We start from the raw sequence: 18,703 nt of genomic DNA on the forward strand, positions 1-18,703 counted from the left end.
TCGTTTCAGAATGAGGTTCTGAGTCGTCTCAAGCAGATGATGCTGCAGGCGAGTTGGAGGAGTCCCAGGTGGAGGTCGGCGCGTATCTCGTAGCGGATGCGGAGCCGTTTGAACTGGTGGAGCCAGGCAAAGGTCCGCTCGACAACCCACCGGGTCTTGCCCAGGCCGGAACCATGCGGGGCTCCACGGCGGGCGATCTTGGGTGTGATGCCGCGAGCTCGGATGAGACGGCGGTACTTGTCGTAGTCGTAGCCGCGGTCGGCGAACAGCCGCCGGGGCCGGTGCCGTGGCCGGCCGCGCAGACCACGGATGCGGGGCATCGCGTCCAGCAGGGGTATGAGCTGAGTGACGTCGTGACGGTTTCCGCTGGTCAGAGAGACAGCGAGCGGAGTTCCGTTCCGGTCGACGATGAGGTGGTGCTTGCTGCCCGGCCGCGCTCGGTCAACCGGCGAAGGTCCGGTGTGAGCCCCCTTTGAGGGCCCTGACGTGCGAGGCATCGATCGCCGCGTCGTCCATCTCCAGCAGTCCCTCTCTACGAAGTTCTGCCAGCAGGACTTCGTGCAGGCGGGGCCACACTCCGGCCTCGGTCCAGTCCCGCAGACGACGCCAGGCCGTCACCCCACTGCACCCGACCAACTCAGCGGGGACGTCTCGCCAGCTCACACTCTTGCGCAGCACGTAAACGATCCCACGCAGAGCAGCACGGTCATCGGCAGGCAACCGCCCCGGGTAGCGGTGCCGACGCGGCGCACGAACCGGCAGCAGCGGAGACACACGTTCCCACAGGTCATCAGACACAAGATCAGCAGACACCCAACAGATCCTGCCGACACATCACCCAACTGCCAAAGGACACATGAAACTTCATTCTGAAACGATCAGTTAGGAGACGGGCGCTGGTGTCACATCGGCCGGCAGGTTGGGCGACGAGCAACCGTGGCGGGCGGCTGAGCGTTCAGCGAATGTCCGCAGATCGGCTTGCTCTCTTGCCGTGAGGGGTTCGGGATGGGGACGGGGCTGGAACTTGCTCTCGGCCCGTTCCGTCCAGTACAGCGCTGTGCCTTGCGCTCCTGTGCACGTCGCTGAACCCCACACCATCCCCGCTTCATCGGTGCCTGCGGCTTTGTCGAAGGGCCCGAATCTTCCGCCGTCGTGGTTCTGGGAGGTGACGAACGGGCCGTAGAAGGACTTCAGACGCAGTCCGCCCTCAAGCACGCAGAACTCGACCGGAGCGGTGCCCGCTGCTGTCTCCCGTACTACCGCCCGCGAATGCACGCCCGCGCAAGTACCCCGGGCCTCGCCGACTCTCTTCTTCGCGGTGGTAGCCGAGGAATCGACACGGCTGATCCGGTCGCCGAACCCCGCTTTGCACCCGGTGCGCTGCGCAGCTTGCTTCGCCGTCCCAGTGACCATCCGGGCAAGCTCCGTCCGCGCAGCGGGGTCGTTGTTGTCGCGAACATGAGCGAGATGGGCGAGATCGGCACTGGCGGTCACCAGGATGCCGCTGCCGTGGCGGCTGTCCCAGTTCGGGCAGTCCAGCAGCACCGAAGCGCCTATCCCTTCCTCACCATCGGGAGCCAGCAGACCCGACCAGTGCGCTCCCAAGGGAATCGGCAACACGTCATCGCCGCGAGCGAAATTGGATAGACCAAGTGTGCTGGGGCCATCACTCGCGGGCTCGATGTGTATCTCAACGCCATTGGCCCGGCATGCGGCCGGCAGCCCGTCCGGCTCCGTCACCTCCACGTCCCTCGACGGACCGTACTGCCAGCTGTCGGTCTTGAGATCCGCGCCGCTGATCCCGCTCGCGGTCGTACCGGTCAGCGCCAACATGTCATCGACGGGCAGCATCCCGCCGCACACCTCGGCCAGCCGTACCTCAGGCGTCCCCTGCCTGAACCAGACATAGCCGCCCCCCAACACCGCCACCGCCACGCCCGCCACCACGACGCGCCTGACCCAGACATTGATATTGCCCCAGTGCACGAACGCCCCCATCAGTCTCCCCGTCGCCGCTCCATCAGAAGGCTCAGACTCTCATCATGGCCGGAGCTGCTTCCGGCGGCCTCGACGGTGCACCTGTCCGTCGCGAAGGAACGTGAGCTCCCGCGGTGGGTGAGACGGATACTCCGGTTGCTGCCGGCGCCGGTGGAAAGTGGCCCGTCAGGCCGCGAATGCCAGGTAGGTGCCGACTGTGATGCCGGAGAAGGTGATGAGCTGGCGCGGTTTCAGGCAGCTGAATGCGGCGTGCATCGCGATGCCGGCGGCGACGGCGTACGGCGTCGTCTGCGGAATGAGGAGCGCGGGAGGCAGCAGGGTCTCCGCGGTGATGGTGGCGGCCGCGACGAGGCGCCAGAGGCGGATGTCGCGGGCGGTGAGGTTGCCGATGTGGCGTTGCACGAAGCCGGGGATGGCGTGTTGTCGCCGGTAGGGGAGCTGGTCCTTGATCTGTGTGTAGGTGTGTATCCACTGGGCGAGGTAGAGGCCGCTGCGGAACTGCGGCGAATGGATCTTCTGCCAGGCGCTGCCCCAGTAGATGTTGGTGGTGATCAGTACGAGGAGGCACAGGGGCCAGGTGTTGGTGGTGCTCGGAGTGTGCTCGATGGCGAATCCGTGGCCAAGGTCTCCCCCGGCCAGCAGGCTCCCGCCGGTCAGCAGGGTGTAGCGGACGGCGTTGGGGCTCTTGAGATAGAGCAGTTCCATAGCGATCCCTGCCAGGACCAGCAGGAGCGACAGACGGGGGGTCAGGCCGGCGGCCAGGGTGATGGCGGCGGCCGTGCGGACGATCAGAACGGGCCGGTAGATGCTGGCGAGGAGGGTGGCCCGGGCGGGGCCGAAGCGCTGCTCGGCCAGGTGTGTGCTGATCGAGCTGGGGACGAACCGGTCCCAGCCGCCCTGGCCGGTGGAGAGGGCGAATCGCGCAGTGCAGACCGTGCCGAACACGATGCGGAACTGCTGGAGGCGCCCGGGGTCGGTGGGGTGCTGGAACCCGGAGGTGAGGGCGTCAAAGAACCAGAACATGGCTGTCCTTCACCTCGACTGGGTGCTCGCCGCGGGCCGACAAGACTCGGCCGTGCCCGTCGATCCGGTCGTAGCGGCCGGAGTCGGTCAGGTAGGTGACGATCGCCTGGTAGATGTTCACCGGCTCGGTGCGGCCGCCCTTGGTGCCGGTGAGCGAGATGATCGTGAACGTCCCCCGGCAGAACATCCGCCAGCGGAACCAGCGGCCGGGTAAGGGGGTGAACGCGCTGATCATCGCTGCCACCAGGGCTGTGGTGACAGCGATTTGGGCAGCGGGCAGCACCAATGAAGCGTGCATGAAAGGGGCCTCCGGGAACGGGAGGTGAAGGTGGTGGTGCGCCCGTGGGGGCGCCGGTCAGCGTTCGGGCTTGGGGGGCCGCTGCATCAGCGCGGCGGCGGCTTCGGCGAGCGTGACGTTCTCGTGCAGCAGCGCGTACATCACTTCGGTGATCGGCATGGTGATGTCGTGGGCGCGGGCGAGGTCGAGGAGCGCCCCTGCGGTCTTGACGCCCTCAGTGGTCTGCCGGGTCGCGGCGGCGGCCTCGGTCACGCTCATGCCCTGGCCGAGGTGGGTTCCGAAGGTCCTGTTCCGAGACAGCGGTGAAGTGCAGGTGGCCACCAGGTCGCCCAGCCCCGACAGGCCGGCGAGCGTGGCGGGGTCTGCGCCCATGGCAGTGGCCAGCCGGGTGGTCTCCGCGAGGCCCCGGGTGATCAGCAGGGCTGACGCGTTGTCGCCGAGACCCATGCCCGCGGCGATGCCGACCGCGAGAGCGATCACGTTCTTCACTGCTCCGCCCAGCTCGCAGCCGATCACGTCGGTACTCGTGTACGGGCGGAAGTAGGACGTGTGGCTGGCGGCCTGGAACCGGCGGGCAACAGTGTCGTCGGGGCAGGCCACGGTGGCCGCGGCGGGCTGCCCGGTCATGATCTCGGCGGCGAGGTTCGGTCCCGACAGCACCACGATCCGGTCGGCGCTGACACCGGTCACCTCGGCGATGATCTCGCTCGCCCGCCGGCCGCTGCCGACCTCGATCCCCTTCATCAACGACACGATGACGGTTCGCGATTCGATGTGCGGGGCCCACTGGGCGAGGTTGTCCCGCAGCGACTGTGCCGGGATGGACAGCACCAGGTAGTCCGCGCCCGCCAGCGCCGCCGCCGGATCCGTAGTAGCGGTCAGGGACGCCGGCAGGTCGATGTCCGGCCAGTACGCCGGGTTGCGGTGCCGGCTGTTGATCGCGTCCGCGACCTCGGCACGGCGGGCGTGCAAGACGACATCGCCTCCGGCGTCGCCGAGGATCTTCGCGACGGCGGTACCCCAGGACCCGGCCGAAAACACGCCCGCGCGGACAGTACGGTGCTCGCTCACTGCGGGTCCCTCTCGGTGGATTCGGGGCCGTCACCGAGGCGGCGGCTGGGCCGGATCATCCTATCGACCGGATCTGGCCCGGCCGGAGCTCCTGCGGGACGGAGCAGGGTCAGCAGGTGGCTGGCACCGGGCGCCGCGCCAGAATGTCAGAGGTGGGTGCCAGGATCTCAGGATGTCCACCGACCTCCTCACCTTTCAGCAGCTCGCCTCACCTAGCGACGTCACTGCCCAGCTCCGGCACGCCCTCGCCGAGTGCTGGGTCGAGGTCACTAACGCAGGCGGCGCGGCCGGCTTCCCCTTTCCCCCTGTGGATACCGCCACGGTGACTCCGGCCCTCGATCGCATCATCGGCCTGCTTTCCCCCGACACCAGCCGGCTCCTCACGGCCACCATGGACGGGGAACTCGTAGGTTGGCTCAACATCCGTCGCGATCGGTTCGAGCTGATCGCCCACTGGGGCACTCTCCACCACGTTCAGACCCGCACCGCCATACGCGGGCGCGGTGTCGGCCGTGCCCTCATGCATGAAGTGCGCAGGGTCGCCAGGGACGAGATGGGCCTAGAACAACTGCACCTCGCCGCCCGCGGTGACGTCGGCTTGGAGGACTTCTACGGGAGCCTCGGCTGGAAGGAAGTCGGCCGATGGCCCGGCGCCCTCCGACTCTCCGCAGGCGATGACCGCGACGAGATCCTCATGCTCATCAGTCCGCTCTGAACCCACGCCACCCAATCGCGCCAAAAGGCTCAAAGAGCAGGTCACGCAGTGCCCACACGGTATGCACTGCCAGCGAGGCTAACGGCCCGAAATCCGCAAACAGTTGCTTACCGAGACCGCAGCGTGCCTTGCGGACCTGGCTACCGCCTCGAACTCGCACCAGCCGCGACCGAGCCCGATCCACCCGAGTCGAACTCCGCCTACCAGGCCATCGTGAACGCCTTCAACCAGCACCCCGACCAGGTGTTCCGGTTCGTGATCTGCACGAACTCCTCGGCATGCCCACAGATGACCCGGCCATGAACGTCACCCTCAGCCGCCCCGGACGCCTCACTCGGCAAGGCTTCCTCACCCAGCCCGGACGAGGCCGCTATCAGAAACGGTACTTAGCTTGTTCTTTTTCTTCCGGGCTCGAACGGTATCTCGTACTGGGTCGCTCACCTGGGGGTTCGCCTGATGTAGAGGCGGCCTTCGTCTGATCCTGCGCTCCGACCAAGGTGCACGTGACCAAGACGAAGGCCGTGAGGGTGAGTCTGCTGCCCGATGCTGTCCGGAGGGAGCGTTCGCGGAAGCGTCTCGCTTCCGGGGAGAGTTCTACGAGTATCTGCCCGCTCGGCGTGACGAGTTGTTCGAGCTGGTGGACGCGGTGCTGTGTGCCGAGGGTGCGGTGAAGTCCCCGGTGGACCTGACGCGGCTGCCCGAGCATCGCCGTGGGCACGGAGCGATGTACGGCGGCCTGAACCACGGCCGGATCGACGTCGACCGGCTGCGGACGGTGCTGGCCGGGCTGCCGCTGCCGCGTTTCGACGGCGGGCGCCTGGCCCTGGCAGTCGATGTGTCGCCCCCATCGCTCGGACGCGCCATGCTCGGCCGAGCGCCTGTTCTGCCACGTCTACGGCCGCGCGAAAACAGCCTCGCAGTTCATTCCGGGCTGGCCCTACTCGTTCCTGGCCGTGCTGGAGGCGGGCGCCACGTCCTGGACCGCGATCCTGGACGCGGTCCGGCTGGGACCTGCGGATGACGCGACCGCGATCACCGCCGGTCAGCTGCGGGGTGTCGTCGAGCGGCTCATCGCCGCGGGCCAGTGGCAGGCCGGGGACCCGCACATTGTGATCGTGAGTGACGCCGGCTACGACGTCACCCGCCTGGCCTGGGTCCTGCGCGACCTGCCCGTCGAGCTGGTCGGCCGGGTCCGCTCCGACCGGGTGATGCGTCTGCCGAAACCACCGAGGATGCACGGCGTCAACGGCCGACCGCCCAAGCACGGTCCCGAGTTCCGGTTCACCAAGCCGGAGACCTGGCCCGAGCCCGCGATCACCACGGTCACCGAGACGACCAACTACGTCAAAGCCGAGACCCAGGCATGGGACCGGGTCCACCCAAGACTCACCCACCGCTCCTCCTGGCTCGACCGCGACGGTGAACTCCCAGTGGTCGAGGGCACTTTGATGCGGTTGAAGGTCGAGCACCTGTCGAAGGACCGGGATGCCCCGCCGGTGTGGTTGTGGTCCTCCAGGAGCGACGCCACCCCCGACGACGTGGACCGCTTCTGGCAGGCATTCCTCCGCCGCTTCGATCTGGAGCACACGTTCCGCTTCGCGAAGCAGACCCTGGGCTGGACCACCCCGAAGCTCCGTGCTCCCGAGACGGCGGACCGCTGGACCTGGGTTCTGATCGTCGCCCTTGAAGCCCGTGAGCACCAGGGCCTTGTCCCGGTCACCGCTCAGGCTGTCGAGGGAGGAGCGGGCGATGGCGCACAGCCCTCGACGCCGGCGCAGCCGTCTGCAGCAAGGTTGGGCACTGCGCCCACGGCTTCACCGCCGGTCGGGCCGGTACACCGGACAGGCTGCAGCATGACCGAAACCCCGGCGAACTCCTCCCGACAGACCAGGGGACCGAGTCGCGTCGATGAATACGGGTTGTTGCAGCTGACTCGAATCAGTTGAATACCTGCAGGGCGCGACCTCGCCCTCTGGCATCCGGGAAGGGGAGAATTCCGTGGCCAAGAAGAAGTCGTCGCTGAAGAACCGACTGGCCCGGTTCCAAGCAGCCGGGCGCCTGGAGGTCGCATCGTTTCAACTCGACACGGGCAGGCTGTCCCTCGCGGACATCTGCTGCCGACTGATACGGCAGGTGGCACCCCTGGAGGACGAGGAGGCCGCGAGGCTCACCGAATGTCTGCAAGGGGAGCCGACGTTCACCCCGGACCGGGCCACCGGCTGGGTGGTCGGCATGCTGGCAGCCGACCTGGCGTACGGCACGAGCGCCGACAACGCCCTGATGGACGACGCCCGGCTGCGGGCGATCGAGGACGATGTCATCGAGGCACTGGGCCCGGACGCCCACTGGTACGCCACAGGCGACCACCCCCTGTCCCGGTTCCGGCCGGCCGGCAGCGGCCGGGGCTGGATGAGCCTCACCCCCGCAACGTACGACCTGCTGCTTGCGGCACGTGGAAACGGCTTCGACCTGGTGCTGTTCCGAACGCAGGAGGACTGACCACGACCAGAACCGCGAGCGTCGGCCGAGCCGAGCGCGCCGCTACCGCCGAGCAGCTGCGCCGCGACTGTCTGGACGTGGTCACCACGCTCGCGGCAGCTTCTCGTCCGCAACCAGAGTCGAGACGCATGGGCTTCGCGTCGGGCAGACAGCCCACGGAAGTCTTGCTACTTCGGCGGAGGGCGCCCGGTGAGTGCCTGCCATCGCTCACTCGCCGCTTTCAGCTCGGCGAGGGCTGCTTTCCTGCGGGGGTCCCGGCTCTGACGGTCGAGGACCTGCGACAGATGCTCCCGGGCCGCGTCCAGAGAAGCTGTGTCCTCCTTCGACGCGGCTAGTTCTTCCTGTGCCCGCGCGAGCCGCTCCTTCCGATGGGACCGGAAAACGTCCTCGTCCGCCACCGCGTTCTGGATCTCGACCGCGAAGTCACGTACCTGCTCCTCATCGAAGGGCTTCGTCGCGTCCTCCGCCCCATCGGCCGACACCGACACCGGCGGCGGCAGATGCGGGTACTTCGCCCGGTGCACCCTGCCATCCGGCTGGGTCAGGTAGATCGAATGGGTCTGCCTGCCGGACTCGAAACGGACCGTAAGGCCAGCGAGCGGAATCGACCCGGTCCTCGAAGAGACCAACAGCGCATGCTCGTGCAGTACGAGCTCACCGACCGGCTCCTGCAACCGCGGGCCCAGACCTGGGGTTCGAAGGGCCGTGACCTTCTGCTCCAGCACACGTAATCCCTGCTCGTGCCCGGCGCTCTCCGACCTCTCCCGCGCCCGCGCAGCCGCCAGCAGCCTGCTGGACTCCTTCTTTGCCCCTCGCACCTCCTGCCGCGCACCGGCCAGGCCCGCCCGCTCCTGCGCATAGCGGGCGCTGAAAGCGAAAGCCCACCCTCCGGGATACCGGCTCCGCCGCCAGGCAACCCAAAACGCACTGCCCAGCAGCACAAGCACAACGACACGCACGGCCTCCACCGAACCCCCTCCTCAGCCATCGTCTGTGGCACCCGCTCTGTCATACCGCCCCCGATCAAACGGCATGAGCAAACGAGCCAAGAGCAGTACCTTCCAGCCGGAGGTCAGTTCACCGCTCAGTTGCGTTCGCAGCCGTGTCAGCTCCATAAGTGGTGTTCGGCCCAGAGAGTCAGCAGGCCCGCTGCGCCGGTCCCGGCTCCGTAGCACAGGCCGCGCAGCATGTGTCCTGCTATCGGGCGGCGTTGGGCATGGATCCAGCGGTAGATGCGTGTCGTACGGCTTGGCCGGCCGGGCAGCGAGGGCGAGGTCGCGGTATTGACCACGGGGGTTTCCTTCAGGATCTGGGCAGGACGGAACTCGGGTCGGCGGCCGCCGCAGAGGGTGTGTGCGAAAGGGGGCGGCGCCGATGCTGGCCTGGGGGCGCATCCGGCACCGGCGCCGCGGTGATGAAGGTGTCAGCGGCTGGCGAAGGCCGTGGGGAGAAGTTCCTTTGGCAGGTGATCGCGTGCCATGAAGGTCCGCAGTTCGTTGCTGTCCGGGATCTCCTGGGTGATGCCGGGCGACTGCTCGGCCGCGAGGGAGACCGGCCAGGGCAAGTGCTGGTCCGAGGCGTAGCCGAGGAACTGGGCGAAGGCGTGCCAGATGCGTGCGTCGGAGAGCGTTCCGGCGCCGGCGTGGTAGGCGGCGAGGAGATGGGCGGAGAGCGGGTGTCCTGCTCCGGCGGCGAATCTCCGCCAGTACAGGGCGCTGTCGCGCCGGTTGAGGATGTAGAGCTGGCATGCGAAGACGCATGCGCCCGATTCGTCGTAGTGGTCGTCGAAGTCGGCCATCAGCCGGCTGGTGCCGTCAGCGGGGAGCACAGTCTCGCAGACGCGCCGGACGTGGTCGAGGACAGCCGTGGGCTTGGCCGCGGGGTCGGAGGCCACGACGGGACGCCGGCGGCGGCCGCCCCTTCGGATGGCCGGGCGGGTGGGGTGCTGGCGCTGGACGTCGAAAGACGGAGGCGGTTCGGGAGCGGCGGGCGCGCTGACGTCGGTGGGCGGGTCGGCTGGAGGCGGCGTGGTGGAGTCGGCCCGGACTCGCGGTGGGCGCGCCATGTGTCCGACCGCGGCGCCGGTATTGACGTGGTCTTCGCCCGGGAGCTGAGGCCGCTGCGCGACGCCGACCTGGCCCGGGCCGGCCGCGGCCTGATGACGCTGCTGCCCGACCTCGCACGGCGGGCCACACCGCCCCTTCCCGGGCACTGCTCCTACCCGAAATTCCAGGCAGATGGGCAAAATGGCGTCGCTGCGGAACTGACGGTCGGGCGCCTGAAGTCGCTCGGCGCGATGAATGTCGCCCCGACGCCATACGGGACCTACCCGAACGAGCCGCCTGGATCCTGGGCATTACCCATAATCCGCATGCTTCGGGAACTTGAAGCCACCCTGGTTTCGCTGCGCGTCGGCGGAATTTCGCCATTGTTCTTCATCGTGCTCGTCCCCGAGCTGGGCACCTGGGGATCCGAGGCACCATCCGGGCTGGCTGAGGAAACCAGCAGAACACGCACTCAGGGCCAGTCGACCAGTCCACGGAACAGCAGATAGGCAAGAACTGGGGTGATGGGGGCAAGGAGGGAAACGGTTGCTCGGTGCCGCTGCGGGGGCAGTGCCCAGCTCGCGATCAGGAGAGCCAGCGAAATCGTGAGGCCGATCAGGAAGGCGATGAATCCGGTGTTGTAGCTCGGGTCGAACCGCTTGAGTTCGGCATCGCTGCATGAGTCACAGGCCATGGCAGACAGCCCGACGATGCCGAAGGAGAAGACGGCCACGGGCAAGGTGACGAGAGTGGACACGAGCGGCGCGAGCCATGCCTTGGGCGCCTGGGCCGTGTATGGGTTCTCAAGCATGGGACTACCCAACTCCACTGCGCGTCTTGTTCGCATGAGTTGTTCTACTCAGGCTGAGTGAGCGATGTGTCGTGCTTGGAGCCGGGGCGGGCTGGCAGCGCCCCAGCGGGAGCCGTCCGTCCCGGGCATCTGGGCCACCTCCGATCACATGCGACACGATTCAGGCCGCATAGCTTGATTTATCTCTAATGTAGAGAACATTAATCGAACGGGGCGATTGCGGCCTCGGCGAAGGCCGCGGGCTTTGCACACGTCACCGCCCAGGCAGCCGAGGACGCGGGCAACGCCGCCGCACAAGTCGCCAAGCCCGCCAACGACGCCATCCAGCTCGGCTCCCCGTACGTCACCACGGACTCGGCCGCGAGCCTGGTCGTGCTGACCGGGCAGGCATCGAAGACGATCGCCGAGCAGCAGAAGGCGGTCGCCGAAGCCCACGCCAAGAACGCACAGGAGGAAGCAGCCGCCGCCAAGGCCCTCGCCGACCAGGCGAAGGACGACACCAAGGCCGCCTACCAGTCCGCCGCCAACGCCGCCGGCTACGCGGCCGACGCCGCCACCGCAGCGTCCAAGGCCACCGCGTCGCTGGCCCGCACCGTCACGTACGACAACCAGGCCACCGCCGACGCAACCGCAGCCGACAAGGCAGCACTCGATGCCGAAGCCGCCCGCACGGCGGCGGCCCTCGCAGAGCAGGACGCGAAAGACGCGCGGGCGGCGGCTGACCGCGCCGATGCAGACGCCACCGCCGCTGAGGAAGCCGCGAAGGACGCCCAGAAATACGCCGACGATGCGCAACAGGCCGCCGAGGACGCGGCACGCAACGCCGCGAACAAGGACGTCTCCACAGGCGCAGGAACCGGGGTCGACCACGTCTTCTACATCGTCGACAAGGTCACCGAGGCGGGACCTGCCAAGCAGCTGAACACGTGCGATTACGCACCCCAGGGGTGGCCCTCCTATACAGGTGCGCTGAAAAGGGCGGGCTCCGGACGGCCGTGCAACGGTGCGGCTCATTGTGTGGCTCTGCTGCCGGAGGTCTGGAGGGTGTCGATGAGTGGTCGTCGGTCCAGGTAGTAACGCAATCGGACCCCGGGCTGGTCCATCTTGGTGGCGGTGAGGTCGGCGGTGGCGGTCTCCCAGCAGGCGGCGATCGCTTCCTTGAAGACGGCTGCTGACTCGTGGTCCAGGGCCTCGACCTCCAGGACACGCTCCGGCTCGCGGCCACGCCCCTGGGCCGGGTTCTCTCCGGGGCGAAGTGGGGGTCGATTCGGCAGGGCAGTCGTCTCGACCACGGGCTCTCGTTGCCGGGACGGCTTTGAGATGGCTGAGGTGACGGCGAGGATGATCCTGATCTGTTCGGCGAAGTCCGGTCCGGGCAGGGGGATTTCATAGTCAGGGTTGCGCGCGTACCCGGCGGCGACCGCGCCCGAGACGTAGTCCATGACCGCGATCATCGCCTCCGTGCGGCTTCGGCCAGCCGCGGGGATGAGATGCCGGAGGATCCGCAGGACGGTGGGGACGCTGGTGTCGCAGTCCTGGCGGTCGATACCGCTCTGTTCGAGCCAGAAGGCGGCCGCGTGGCTGTCGCCGAGTGCGCGGTGGTGGAGGTACAGGCAGTAGGAGGCGGCATCGCTGCCGGCCCCGGCAGCGTACTGCCACCAGAAACGTGCGCCGTCCGGCGCGTCGGCGAGAAGCAGGACGCAGCCCAGGATCCAGGCGCTGTGCGGGGTGGGCACCTGCTCGGTGATGAAGTCGGCGACCTGATCAGGGGTGGCGTGGGTGACGGCAACCTCGCAAAGGGTCTGGAGGTGCCGTGCGGCCGTGTCGTCCGCCGACTCGCGGCCGCAACTGATCCATGGCGGGGTGCCGTCGGGTGCGAAGGCGGGGTAGGCGGTGTCTTCGTAGGGGACGGTGTCGGAGGGGACCTGGGGCTCCTTCAGGAGCAGGGCGCGGGCAAGGAGATGGTCGATGGCGGTCATTGCGGGGTGATCACTCCCGGTTGTCATGAAGGGGGTAGGTGGCTTCCAGGGCCCCTCGGGCGTGGTGCTCCAGGGTGTGGGTGACGGCCGGCCACAGTCCGACAACGGCGGGGACGGTGCGCCGGCACATGCCGCACAGGTAGCGCAGGACCGCGATGTCGAGCTGGTCTTCAGGCAGACGGCCGATGGCGTCGAAGAAGCCCGCCATCTCGGTGATCTCGGCGTAGCGGTCCCAGAGGTCGGTGATCTGGCTCTGGGCGACGGTGGAGAACGCCGCGGGGCGAAGGTCGGGGTGGCCGTCGGGATGGCGGTGGGCGCGCTGCATCACGCGCGAGCGCAGCAGGCACCAGGCGTGGCGGCGAACATCGGGGCTGGCGACGGCTTCGTCCCAGCTAAGCCAGAGGATGTCGAAGACCTCGGCCACCACCCAGTGGGCGCGGTGGTCGCTCTGGAGGAAGGCGCGCGTGTAGTCGGTGTAGGGCTGGCGCATCGCCTCGGTGAAGCCCTGGTGGGCCAGCGGCGGCTGTTCCTGCTGCAAGGGCTGGACCTCGTGTATGCGGGTTTCGATCCAGCCGGGCTTCTTGTCTGCCTCGCGGGCAGCGGCCGTCCACAGCCGGCGCAGGGGCCAGATGGGTATGTTCAGGGATCGGATCACGCTGTAGGTGATCTCCCAGCCCGGGTAGTAGCCCTTGCCGCGCAGGAGTTCGGAGATGCGGGTCTTGGAGTACCCGGAGCGTTGGACGAGGTCGTCGAGCGTGAGGCCGCTGGCAAGGTAGCGGGTGCGGACCGGTTCGAGCCATGCGCGGTGGGAGTCCCCCACGTCCGTGCCGATCGCCGCGGGCTTGCGGCCGCGTCTGCCCGGGGGCTCGTCGTGGGGCTGCTTCGGCGCCGAGAAGGGTGTCATCGCAACGACTCCTCCTGCCCGGCCGTGCCGGCTTCCGCGACCGCGATGGTGTCGGGCCGCGTCGTCTGCGTGCCGTTGAACGCGGCGACAATCTGCTGGACCAGCAGACCAAGCGAGGGAAGCAGCGCGGCCACGGCCGCGAGCTGCCCCAGCACGGTCATCACCGTGCTCCACGCGAAGACCGCCACCAGCACGGCAACGATCAACACCTGCTTACTGGACATCGCACCTTTTCCCTCAACTAGACGCATCTGGAAGGCACTTCCGGTGCGGTGCTGAAGCGCTCCGGAAGAGTGGACGCCAGCATGGTCCGCAAACACCCTGCGACTCAACGTGATCATGGTGTTACGGAACAATGGCCGTGAGGCCGGAGTCGCAGGAGGGGCGCATTACGCCATCCCGGCCACGTCCGGGGTCAAAACATGGCCCAATAATCTCTTTTGACTGCGAAAAAGTACTTCTCCTTGCGGCACCAGCGGCAAGGAGCACCATGGAACGCAGACGCCTCCTGGGCGTCGGACCTTCCCGTCTGGAAGGCTGCGCCGCCCCCTCGTGCTGAAGAACCACCGGAGGGGACCGCACCGCTCCCGCCCAGCCGCGCTGGGCGGGAGCCGCACGCTCCATGAGCGCGTACTGAGACTGCTGAACCACACCGACGGGGTCCAGAGACCTTCAGCGTCGCATGCCCCCACGCGACGCTGAGATGCACCTCAGGCACGACTCGAACACTGACCTGGTCGGTATAGCCGGCCGCCTCAACCACATGGTGGGGCTCGGCTGGCTCCGCTCCCCGCAGGCGATCGAGGTCCAGTTCAGCACCATCCGGGCCGGGGCCGCCGACGTCGCGCTCTACACCACGGTGCACTGCCCCTCACACATCGAGGCGGACTGGAAGCAAACTGCGTACGGTCCAGAAAGGTCAGGGCTCACCGCTGGCTTCGCTGCACCCGGCGGCGACAGCGTAGGCGTAGTCCTCGTAGGTGACCGGTGAAGGTTGGCCCCACTATGCGCTAAGCGACCCGACTCTGGAGTCGGGTCGCTTAGCGCATAGCTAACAATGAGCGGCTTAGCTGCCCACCGCGTGCAGGTGCCGGCCGCCGATGTCCCCTATCTTCTCCGGGTTCAGCCGGTAGAGCTTCACCTGGCCGAAGCTGCCCCGCTCTTCCAGCCAGCCTTCCTCCACCAGTTCGCGCCTGGTCCGGGAGAACACCGGAGGCTTCATGCCCGCGACCGTGGCCAGGTCCAGCGCGCGGGTCATGACCGTGCCGTCCGGGTTCTGCTCGGACGAGGCATAGACCATGACCACAATGCGCTGATTCGGCGTCAGGACGTGGCCAGTCTTCATGAGCAGCTTCTGGACGTCGTCGCCGCCGTTGATTCTGATCATGCCTCGCCCCTCTTGGTGTTCCGCCGATGGTCTCGCGGTTCGCGGACGGTACTCTCCGGTGGATTCCAGTCCTTCACAGCCTCGCGATGCGCGAAGCCGGTGCCGATGAACGCCAGGTGCGGCGTGCACCGGTAGAACGTGGTACGGCCAAGGCCCCCCGCCTCCAGCAGCAGCCGGGCCTTCTTCAGCACCTTCACGGTACGGCCGAGCGTGTCGGCGCTCATCCCGAGTTCCTTCGCGACATCGGCCGCCGTCAGCATCACAGCGCCCTGGACTTCTTCGGTCGCGAACCAGTACCAGACCAGCACCCTGAATTCACGGTCGGTCAGACCGGAGGCGGCAGAGGCAAGCTCCCGGCCCCTGCGGATACCGACGTTGATGTGAGGGCCGTCGAACGCATAGGGAGCCCGGGGGACCTCGGGGGCCTCCTCCAGCTCGCCGGTGCGCTGATCGAGCGCATAGAGCACTTTCTTCGCTGGCTGCGCCATGCGATCCCTCCGAGTAGTGACCAGAACGGCAACCGACCCGACGGGAGCGACGGATCACTTACCACATAGAACATTACCAAATTGCTAACCGAAGCCGCAGGACTGTCGGATCACTGGGCGTGTTGCTAATGAGCACATAGCTAAGCAATGCGACTCTCCAGTCGGGATGTCCCGACTCAGGAGTCGGGACATCCCGATTCCCGAATCGGGTTACCCGCTTCCGGAGTCGGGTTACCCGATTCAGGAAGCGGGTATCGGTACGCGTTTATGCAGGTCAGAGCCATGCGGGGGTTACGTGCTCTTAATGCATGAGGACGCACAGCAATCGCGCCGTACCGGAGGCCCTGCGGGCCGGCGCGTCCCGCGCCGGTCCTCGGGGCGCGTCGACATGTCGCGGGACCCGTGCATCTCGGCTGTGGCCGGACTAATGCATTGAGGAGGAGGGGCTGATCCCGGTGGTCGGCTCGGCTGGCCACTGAGCCATGGCGATTCCCGCACCCGCCTTCGTGGTTGACGTTCGTGGGCTGAGGTCACACGAGGGCACCAGGCGTTGGCACCATGTGAACGGAGCACACAGGTCACGGAAAGCAAGGTGATGTGGAGCTAGGGACTGATGCTGGCCTTGCGCAGGGCGGCCGTGTGGGGCGCTCGCCTTCCTGACCCCTTCCCTCTCACACCCGCGGACCGCCGTGCTCTGGCATTGCACCTGGGTCCGGGAACGGGTCGTCTTCAGCAGGTCTCAGCGATTGTTGTGGTACGCGATGATCCCGGCAGCCACGAGACCCCGGCCCCGCGCCTGCCTCAGCTCCTCCAGGCGCTTCGTGTCGTTGTACTGCTCGACAGTGGTCCCGGGCGGGGTGCGCACACCGAGCTGCGGCCCATACAGGCACATGACATGGCAATGATGCAGAGCCGCCGAGTACCAGTCGGGGGCTGATGGAACGGCAATCCGTGAGTAGACGCCCCCGTCGGGTGAACGCAGCTCCAGCTGGTCGTCGGGGAGCCGGTGCAGTGCCCAACCGGGGATTGTGCGCAGATCGGCGATGCCGCGTGGGAAGCGGCGTAGGCCGGCGATGAGCGCGCCTTCTACCTGGATCTCTCGGGGAGGACCATCGGGGTGATTGGTCATCATGGCGCGGGCCGGCTCGAAGAGCGCTACGGGCATGGGGTCTTCGCGGTCGGTGGTCTGTATGGCGCCGGTGTCGGAGTCGATACCGATGGCGGTCTGTCCCAGGCCCAGGGCTGGGGAATCCATGAAGAGCAGCCGCCCGTGATCGTCCACGTGGTCGCTCAGCCGTGCGCCCTCCTCCAGGATCTCCGTCTGGCTGACGACCCGGTCGTCGATTCGGAACCGCTCCCGTCCGGGTTCTTTGTCGCGCCGCGGCTTGTTCGCCTTTAACCGTCCCATCGCGGGCCCCCTCCGTATTGGTCGTCCCAGCCTCAGACAGCCTGCGGGTTGACACAAGGGCGCCCTTGCGCCAACCTCGCACGCCCCTACGCCCTTGACCGCGTCACCGACGGGCGGGATTGTCGATGCGCAACTATTCGCAATCGGCTCGACAGGGGTGAGTGTCATGGCGTTACGGTTCGTGGGGATCGACCCGAACACCGGTGGTGGTGGATCGCCGACGGTGTGGGTGGAAGAGGAGAGCGCCGACCTGGTGCTGCAGGGCGCGGAAGCCGAAGCGCTCCTGAAGGCACAGGTGGGCGGAACCGAATGGGTTGCCGGCCATACGGTGGGGATCCCGGCTCATGAGACGGTGATCCGTATTCCGGCCCGCATGGTGGCGATTCTGAGGGAGGCGTGTGATGTCGCAGAGCAGCGTGCCCGACTTCGCTGAATTGCTGAGGGGCGCTCAGCGCACTGCCGTTCACTTGGAGATGCGCGACCAGTACGGCGTCGGTGATGAGGCCGAGGAGATCGAGCGGTTCTCCCGCACCGGGCAGATCGTCCTGGATCCCACGGCGTCGTGGTGGCCAGAGTGGCTGGGGCTGGTGAAGGAGACCTTGAGCCGGGGCGTGGTGATGCGCCGGGCGCGCATCGTTTCCGAGCCGGTTACCGACTACATCCGGTGGGAGCACGCTGTGACCCCGCTGAACCTGGATGCGGGCGAGCAGGTCCGCTGGCTGCCCCGCCGGCACGCCAGCGACATTGCCCTGCCGGGTAACGACTTCTGGCTGATCGACGGCCGCCTGGTCATGTTCCACTTCTTCACTGGCAGCGGAGACTGGGCCGACCCCGGGTTCGAGGCAACCGAGGACCCGGCCGCGGTGGACTTGTGCGCGTCGGCCTTCGAAGCCGTCTGGGAACGCGGAATCCCGCATGAGAAGTACAGCGTCTGACGAACCGCTATGTCCACTTCCCCCTCATCCAGCGCGCAAGGTGCCCGTGAAGCGCTCGCTGTGCGCTTGCAGCACCTGCGCAAGGACGCCGGCCTCACCGGGAGAGAACTCTCCGCCCGGTGCGGCTGGCACCCCGCGAAGACAACCCGCATCCAGAGGGGTGAGGCGCCGCCCTCGGATGCGGACATCCGCATCTGGTGCGCGTCCTGCGATGCCGAGGACCAGGCGGACAACCTCATCGCCACCGCCCGCGCGGTCGACTCCATGTACCTGGAGTGGCGCCGCCTGCATCAGGGCGGGATGCGCAAGGTCCAGGAAGACTTCTACGCCCTGTACGAGCGCACCCGCGTCTGCCGCGCGTACCTGTCGAATGTGCCTCCGGGGTTCTTCCAGACGCCCGGCTTCGCGACCGCCCTGATGGAGCAGATCACCTCCTTCCAGGGCACCCCCAACGACGTTGCCGAAGCGGTCGCAGCACGCCTGGCCCGTTCCCGTTTCCTCTACGAGGGCGGCCATCGCTTCGTCGTCCTCATCGAGGAGTCGGTCCTCAAGTTCCGCACCGCCGACCCCGACACAATGAGGGGACAGCTGGAGCACCTCCTGGCCGTGATGCCGCTGGCATCCGTGACGCTGGGGATCATTCCGTTCACCGCGCAGCGCACCGTGTGGCCGCTGGAGGCGTTCTACCTCCACGACGACGTGCAGGCCGTAGTGGAGACCCTGACCGCCGAGATCAACGTCACCCAGCCGCGCGAACTCGCCGACTACGCCAAAGCGTTCGCCAGCCTCGCCGAGATGGCGGTGTACGGGTCTGCGGCCCGCGCTCTCATCGCGGCTGCGATCGACGCACTGGAGTGAATCTCCGCAATTTTCCGCAATTTCATTGAACGCGTGCGCTGCTGCTGCGTAGCGTCGAAGCACCGACGGACCACCCGAGAGGCAGGGCCACGTGAGCGCGCATTCCAACACCAGGGCCCGCGAGCTTGAAGGCACCGGGCTCCAGTCGCGCGCCTACGGTGTCCCCTCCACCGCACTACTGGCCCGCGCGGACCGCGGCTTCGCCCGGTTCCTTGCCCAGACCAGGGACCACGAGGGCCAGGCCGACGGCAGTCAGGACATCCGCCGGTGACCGCCGGCTACAC

The 18,703-nt window shown here is 67.5% G+C and carries 24 protein-coding genes and 1 pseudogene; 11 read left to right on the forward strand and 14 right to left on the reverse strand.

All coding sequences use genetic code 11. The annotated features are described in order from the left end of the window. Positions 1 to 5: 5 nt before the first annotated feature. The 5 genes from OG210_RS33280 to OG210_RS33300 form a co-directional block, all read right to left on the reverse strand. A protein-coding gene (locus tag OG210_RS33280) for an IS5 family transposase (RefSeq protein ID WP_371540091.1) occupies positions 6 to 813 on the reverse strand; the annotation gives its coding sequence in 2 pieces (ribosomal slippage) (positions 6 to 462 and positions 461 to 813; 810 coding nt in all). Between the two features lie 69 nt (positions 814 to 882). After that, positions 883 to 1,998, reverse strand: coding sequence for a hypothetical protein (locus OG210_RS33285; protein WP_328335893.1), 1,116 nt, complete (start codon positions 1,996 to 1,998; stop codon positions 883 to 885). A gap of 165 nt (positions 1,999 to 2,163) precedes the next feature. Then, positions 2,164 to 3,021, reverse strand: a complete 858-nt coding sequence (locus OG210_RS33290) for a hypothetical protein (protein WP_328335892.1) — start codon at positions 3,019 to 3,021, stop codon at positions 2,164 to 2,166. Continuing rightward, on the reverse strand, positions 3,005 to 3,319 hold the full coding sequence (locus OG210_RS33295) for a hypothetical protein (protein ID WP_328335891.1): 315 nt from the start codon (positions 3,317 to 3,319) through the stop codon (positions 3,005 to 3,007). Before OG210_RS33295 ends, OG210_RS33290 begins: the two co-directional genes overlap by 17 nt. Before the next feature lie 57 nt (positions 3,320 to 3,376). Next, positions 3,377 to 4,390 (reverse strand): NAD(P)H-dependent glycerol-3-phosphate dehydrogenase, encoded by a 1,014-nt coding sequence (locus OG210_RS33300; RefSeq protein WP_328335890.1) that lies wholly within the window; start codon positions 4,388 to 4,390, stop codon positions 3,377 to 3,379. Between the two features lie 172 nt (positions 4,391 to 4,562). Between OG210_RS33300 and OG210_RS33305 the strand changes: the two genes are divergently transcribed. The 4 genes and pseudogenes from OG210_RS33305 (at position 4,563) to OG210_RS33320 (ending at position 7,604) form a co-directional block, all read left to right on the forward strand. After that, positions 4,563 to 5,105, forward strand: a complete 543-nt coding sequence (locus OG210_RS33305) for a GNAT family N-acetyltransferase (RefSeq protein ID WP_328335889.1) — start codon at positions 4,563 to 4,565, stop codon at positions 5,103 to 5,105. A 123-nt stretch (positions 5,106 to 5,228) separates the two neighbouring features. Then, positions 5,229 to 5,408, forward strand: coding sequence for a hypothetical protein (locus OG210_RS33310; RefSeq protein ID WP_328335888.1), 180 nt, complete (start codon positions 5,229 to 5,231; stop codon positions 5,406 to 5,408). A gap of 301 nt (positions 5,409 to 5,709) precedes the next feature. Beyond that, positions 5,710 to 6,787 (forward strand): annotated as a pseudogene (locus OG210_RS33315) (transposase); the annotation flags it as partial. A 316-nt stretch (positions 6,788 to 7,103) separates the two neighbouring features. Then, positions 7,104 to 7,604: a hypothetical protein gene (locus OG210_RS33320; RefSeq protein WP_328335887.1), complete on the forward strand. Its 501-nt coding sequence runs from the start codon at positions 7,104 to 7,106 to the stop codon at positions 7,602 to 7,604. Positions 7,605 to 7,771: 167 nt separating this feature from the next. Here the strand turns inward: OG210_RS33320 and OG210_RS33325 are convergent, their stop codons facing one another. Continuing rightward, positions 7,772 to 8,572, reverse strand: a complete 801-nt coding sequence (locus tag OG210_RS33325) for a hypothetical protein (protein ID WP_328335886.1) — start codon at positions 8,570 to 8,572, stop codon at positions 7,772 to 7,774. 455 nt (positions 8,573 to 9,027) lie between these two features. Next, positions 9,028 to 9,669 carry a hypothetical protein gene (locus OG210_RS33330; protein WP_328335885.1) on the reverse strand — a complete coding sequence of 214 codons (642 nt, stop codon included), beginning with the start codon at positions 9,667 to 9,669 and terminating at the stop codon, positions 9,028 to 9,030. Between OG210_RS33330 and OG210_RS33335 the strand changes: the two genes are divergently transcribed. After that, a complete protein-coding gene (locus OG210_RS33335; protein WP_328335884.1) occupies positions 9,670 to 10,158 on the forward strand; it encodes a hypothetical protein in 489 nt (162 codons plus the stop codon). Here OG210_RS33335 and OG210_RS33340 read toward each other — a convergent pair. Next, entirely contained in the window at positions 10,122 to 10,460 is a 339-nt protein-coding gene (locus OG210_RS33340; protein WP_328335883.1) for a hypothetical protein, read from the reverse strand. The genes OG210_RS33335 and OG210_RS33340 overlap by 37 nt on opposite strands. A gap of 372 nt (positions 10,461 to 10,832) precedes the next feature. Here OG210_RS33340 and OG210_RS33345 point away from each other — a divergent pair, with 372 nt between their 5' ends. Then, positions 10,833 to 11,534, forward strand: coding sequence for a hypothetical protein (locus OG210_RS33345; RefSeq protein ID WP_328335882.1), 702 nt, complete (start codon positions 10,833 to 10,835; stop codon positions 11,532 to 11,534). Here the strand turns inward: OG210_RS33345 and OG210_RS33350 are convergent. From OG210_RS33350 to OG210_RS33360, 3 genes are read right to left on the reverse strand one after another with little or no spacing between them, the layout of a single operon-like run. After that, positions 11,471 to 12,439 carry a DUF6207 family protein gene (locus OG210_RS33350; RefSeq protein WP_331719790.1) on the reverse strand — a complete coding sequence of 323 codons (969 nt, stop codon included), beginning with the start codon at positions 12,437 to 12,439 and terminating at the stop codon, positions 11,471 to 11,473. The genes OG210_RS33345 and OG210_RS33350 overlap by 64 nt on opposite strands. 10 nt (positions 12,440 to 12,449) lie before the next feature. Continuing rightward, positions 12,450 to 13,343: a helix-turn-helix transcriptional regulator gene (locus OG210_RS33355; protein ID WP_331719791.1), complete on the reverse strand. Its 894-nt coding sequence runs from the start codon at positions 13,341 to 13,343 to the stop codon at positions 12,450 to 12,452. Beyond that, the gene (locus OG210_RS33360; protein WP_328335879.1) at positions 13,340 to 13,567 is read right to left on the reverse strand and encodes a hypothetical protein; all 228 of its coding nucleotides are present in this window, start codon (positions 13,565 to 13,567) and stop codon (positions 13,340 to 13,342) included. Before OG210_RS33360 ends, OG210_RS33355 begins: the two co-directional genes overlap by 4 nt. A 458-nt stretch (positions 13,568 to 14,025) precedes the next feature. Between OG210_RS33360 and OG210_RS33365 the strand changes: the two genes are divergently transcribed. Then, positions 14,026 to 14,334: a hypothetical protein gene (locus OG210_RS33365; RefSeq protein WP_328335878.1), complete on the forward strand. Its 309-nt coding sequence runs from the start codon at positions 14,026 to 14,028 to the stop codon at positions 14,332 to 14,334. A 75-nt stretch (positions 14,335 to 14,409) separates the two neighbouring features. Here the strand turns inward: OG210_RS33365 and OG210_RS33370 are convergent, their stop codons facing one another. From OG210_RS33370 to OG210_RS33380, 3 genes are all read right to left on the reverse strand, one after another. Beyond that, positions 14,410 to 14,730: a helix-turn-helix transcriptional regulator gene (locus tag OG210_RS33370; RefSeq protein WP_328335877.1), complete on the reverse strand. Its 321-nt coding sequence runs from the start codon at positions 14,728 to 14,730 to the stop codon at positions 14,410 to 14,412. After that, positions 14,727 to 15,218 (reverse strand): helix-turn-helix domain-containing protein, encoded by a 492-nt coding sequence (locus tag OG210_RS33375; RefSeq protein WP_328335876.1) that lies wholly within the window; start codon positions 15,216 to 15,218, stop codon positions 14,727 to 14,729. The genes OG210_RS33370 and OG210_RS33375 overlap by 4 nt, the downstream gene beginning before the upstream one ends. Before the next feature lie 739 nt (positions 15,219 to 15,957). Next, positions 15,958 to 16,626 (reverse strand): hypothetical protein, encoded by a 669-nt coding sequence (locus tag OG210_RS33380; RefSeq protein WP_328335875.1) that lies wholly within the window; start codon positions 16,624 to 16,626, stop codon positions 15,958 to 15,960. 166 nt (positions 16,627 to 16,792) lie between these two features. Here OG210_RS33380 and OG210_RS33385 point away from each other — a divergent pair, with 166 nt between their 5' ends. From OG210_RS33385 to OG210_RS33400, 4 genes are all read left to right on the forward strand, one after another. Then, on the forward strand, positions 16,793 to 17,059 hold the full coding sequence (locus tag OG210_RS33385; protein WP_328336013.1) for a hypothetical protein: 267 nt from the start codon (positions 16,793 to 16,795) through the stop codon (positions 17,057 to 17,059). Then, positions 17,028 to 17,561: a DUF6879 family protein gene (locus OG210_RS33390; protein ID WP_328335874.1), complete on the forward strand. Its 534-nt coding sequence runs from the start codon at positions 17,028 to 17,030 to the stop codon at positions 17,559 to 17,561. Before OG210_RS33385 ends, OG210_RS33390 begins: the two co-directional genes overlap by 32 nt. Positions 17,562 to 17,570: 9 nt before the next feature. Further along, positions 17,571 to 18,419, forward strand: coding sequence for a helix-turn-helix transcriptional regulator (locus OG210_RS33395; RefSeq protein WP_331719792.1), 849 nt, complete (start codon positions 17,571 to 17,573; stop codon positions 18,417 to 18,419). Between the two features lie 91 nt (positions 18,420 to 18,510). Continuing rightward, entirely contained in the window at positions 18,511 to 18,690 is a 180-nt protein-coding gene (locus tag OG210_RS33400) for a hypothetical protein (protein ID WP_331719793.1), read from the forward strand. Positions 18,691 to 18,703: the final 13 nt, after the last annotated feature.

This window comes from Streptomyces sp. NBC_00466 (genome assembly GCF_041433995.1).
Lineage (GTDB): Bacteria > Actinomycetota > Actinomycetes > Streptomycetales > Streptomycetaceae > Streptomyces.

Bases quoted from the DNA above. Each gene is read 5' to 3' on its own strand.
- OG210_RS33285 (WP_328335893.1), bottom strand. From the start codon at position 1,998: ATGGGGGCGTTCGTGCACTGGGGCAATATCAATGTCTGGGTCAGGCGC.
- OG210_RS33290 (WP_328335892.1), bottom strand. From the start codon at position 3,021: ATGTTCTGGTTCTTTGACGCCCTCACCTCCGGGTTCCAGCACCCCACC.
- OG210_RS33295 (WP_328335891.1), bottom strand. From the start codon at position 3,319: ATGCACGCTTCATTGGTGCTGCCCGCTGCCCAAATCGCTGTCACCACA.
- OG210_RS33305 (WP_328335889.1), top strand. From the start codon at position 4,563: ATGTCCACCGACCTCCTCACCTTTCAGCAGCTCGCCTCACCTAGCGAC.
- OG210_RS33330 (WP_328335885.1), bottom strand. From the start codon at position 9,669: ATGGCGCGCCCACCGCGAGTCCGGGCCGACTCCACCACGCCGCCTCCA.
- OG210_RS33340 (WP_328335883.1), bottom strand. From the start codon at position 10,460: ATGCTTGAGAACCCATACACGGCCCAGGCGCCCAAGGCATGGCTCGCG.
- OG210_RS33350 (WP_331719790.1), bottom strand. From the start codon at position 12,439: ATGACCGCCATCGACCATCTCCTTGCCCGCGCCCTGCTCCTGAAGGAG.
- OG210_RS33355 (WP_331719791.1), bottom strand. From the start codon at position 13,343: ATGACACCCTTCTCGGCGCCGAAGCAGCCCCACGACGAGCCCCCGGGC.
- OG210_RS33360 (WP_328335879.1), bottom strand. From the start codon at position 13,567: ATGTCCAGTAAGCAGGTGTTGATCGTTGCCGTGCTGGTGGCGGTCTTC.
- OG210_RS33365 (WP_328335878.1), top strand. From the start codon at position 14,026: ATGCCCCCACGCGACGCTGAGATGCACCTCAGGCACGACTCGAACACT.
- OG210_RS33370 (WP_328335877.1), bottom strand. From the start codon at position 14,730: ATGATCAGAATCAACGGCGGCGACGACGTCCAGAAGCTGCTCATGAAG.
- OG210_RS33375 (WP_328335876.1), bottom strand. From the start codon at position 15,218: ATGGCGCAGCCAGCGAAGAAAGTGCTCTATGCGCTCGATCAGCGCACC.
- OG210_RS33380 (WP_328335875.1), bottom strand. From the start codon at position 16,626: ATGGGACGGTTAAAGGCGAACAAGCCGCGGCGCGACAAAGAACCCGGA.
- OG210_RS33385 (WP_328336013.1), top strand. From the start codon at position 16,793: ATGGCGTTACGGTTCGTGGGGATCGACCCGAACACCGGTGGTGGTGGA.
- OG210_RS33390 (WP_328335874.1), top strand. From the start codon at position 17,028: ATGTCGCAGAGCAGCGTGCCCGACTTCGCTGAATTGCTGAGGGGCGCT.
- OG210_RS33395 (WP_331719792.1), top strand. From the start codon at position 17,571: ATGTCCACTTCCCCCTCATCCAGCGCGCAAGGTGCCCGTGAAGCGCTC.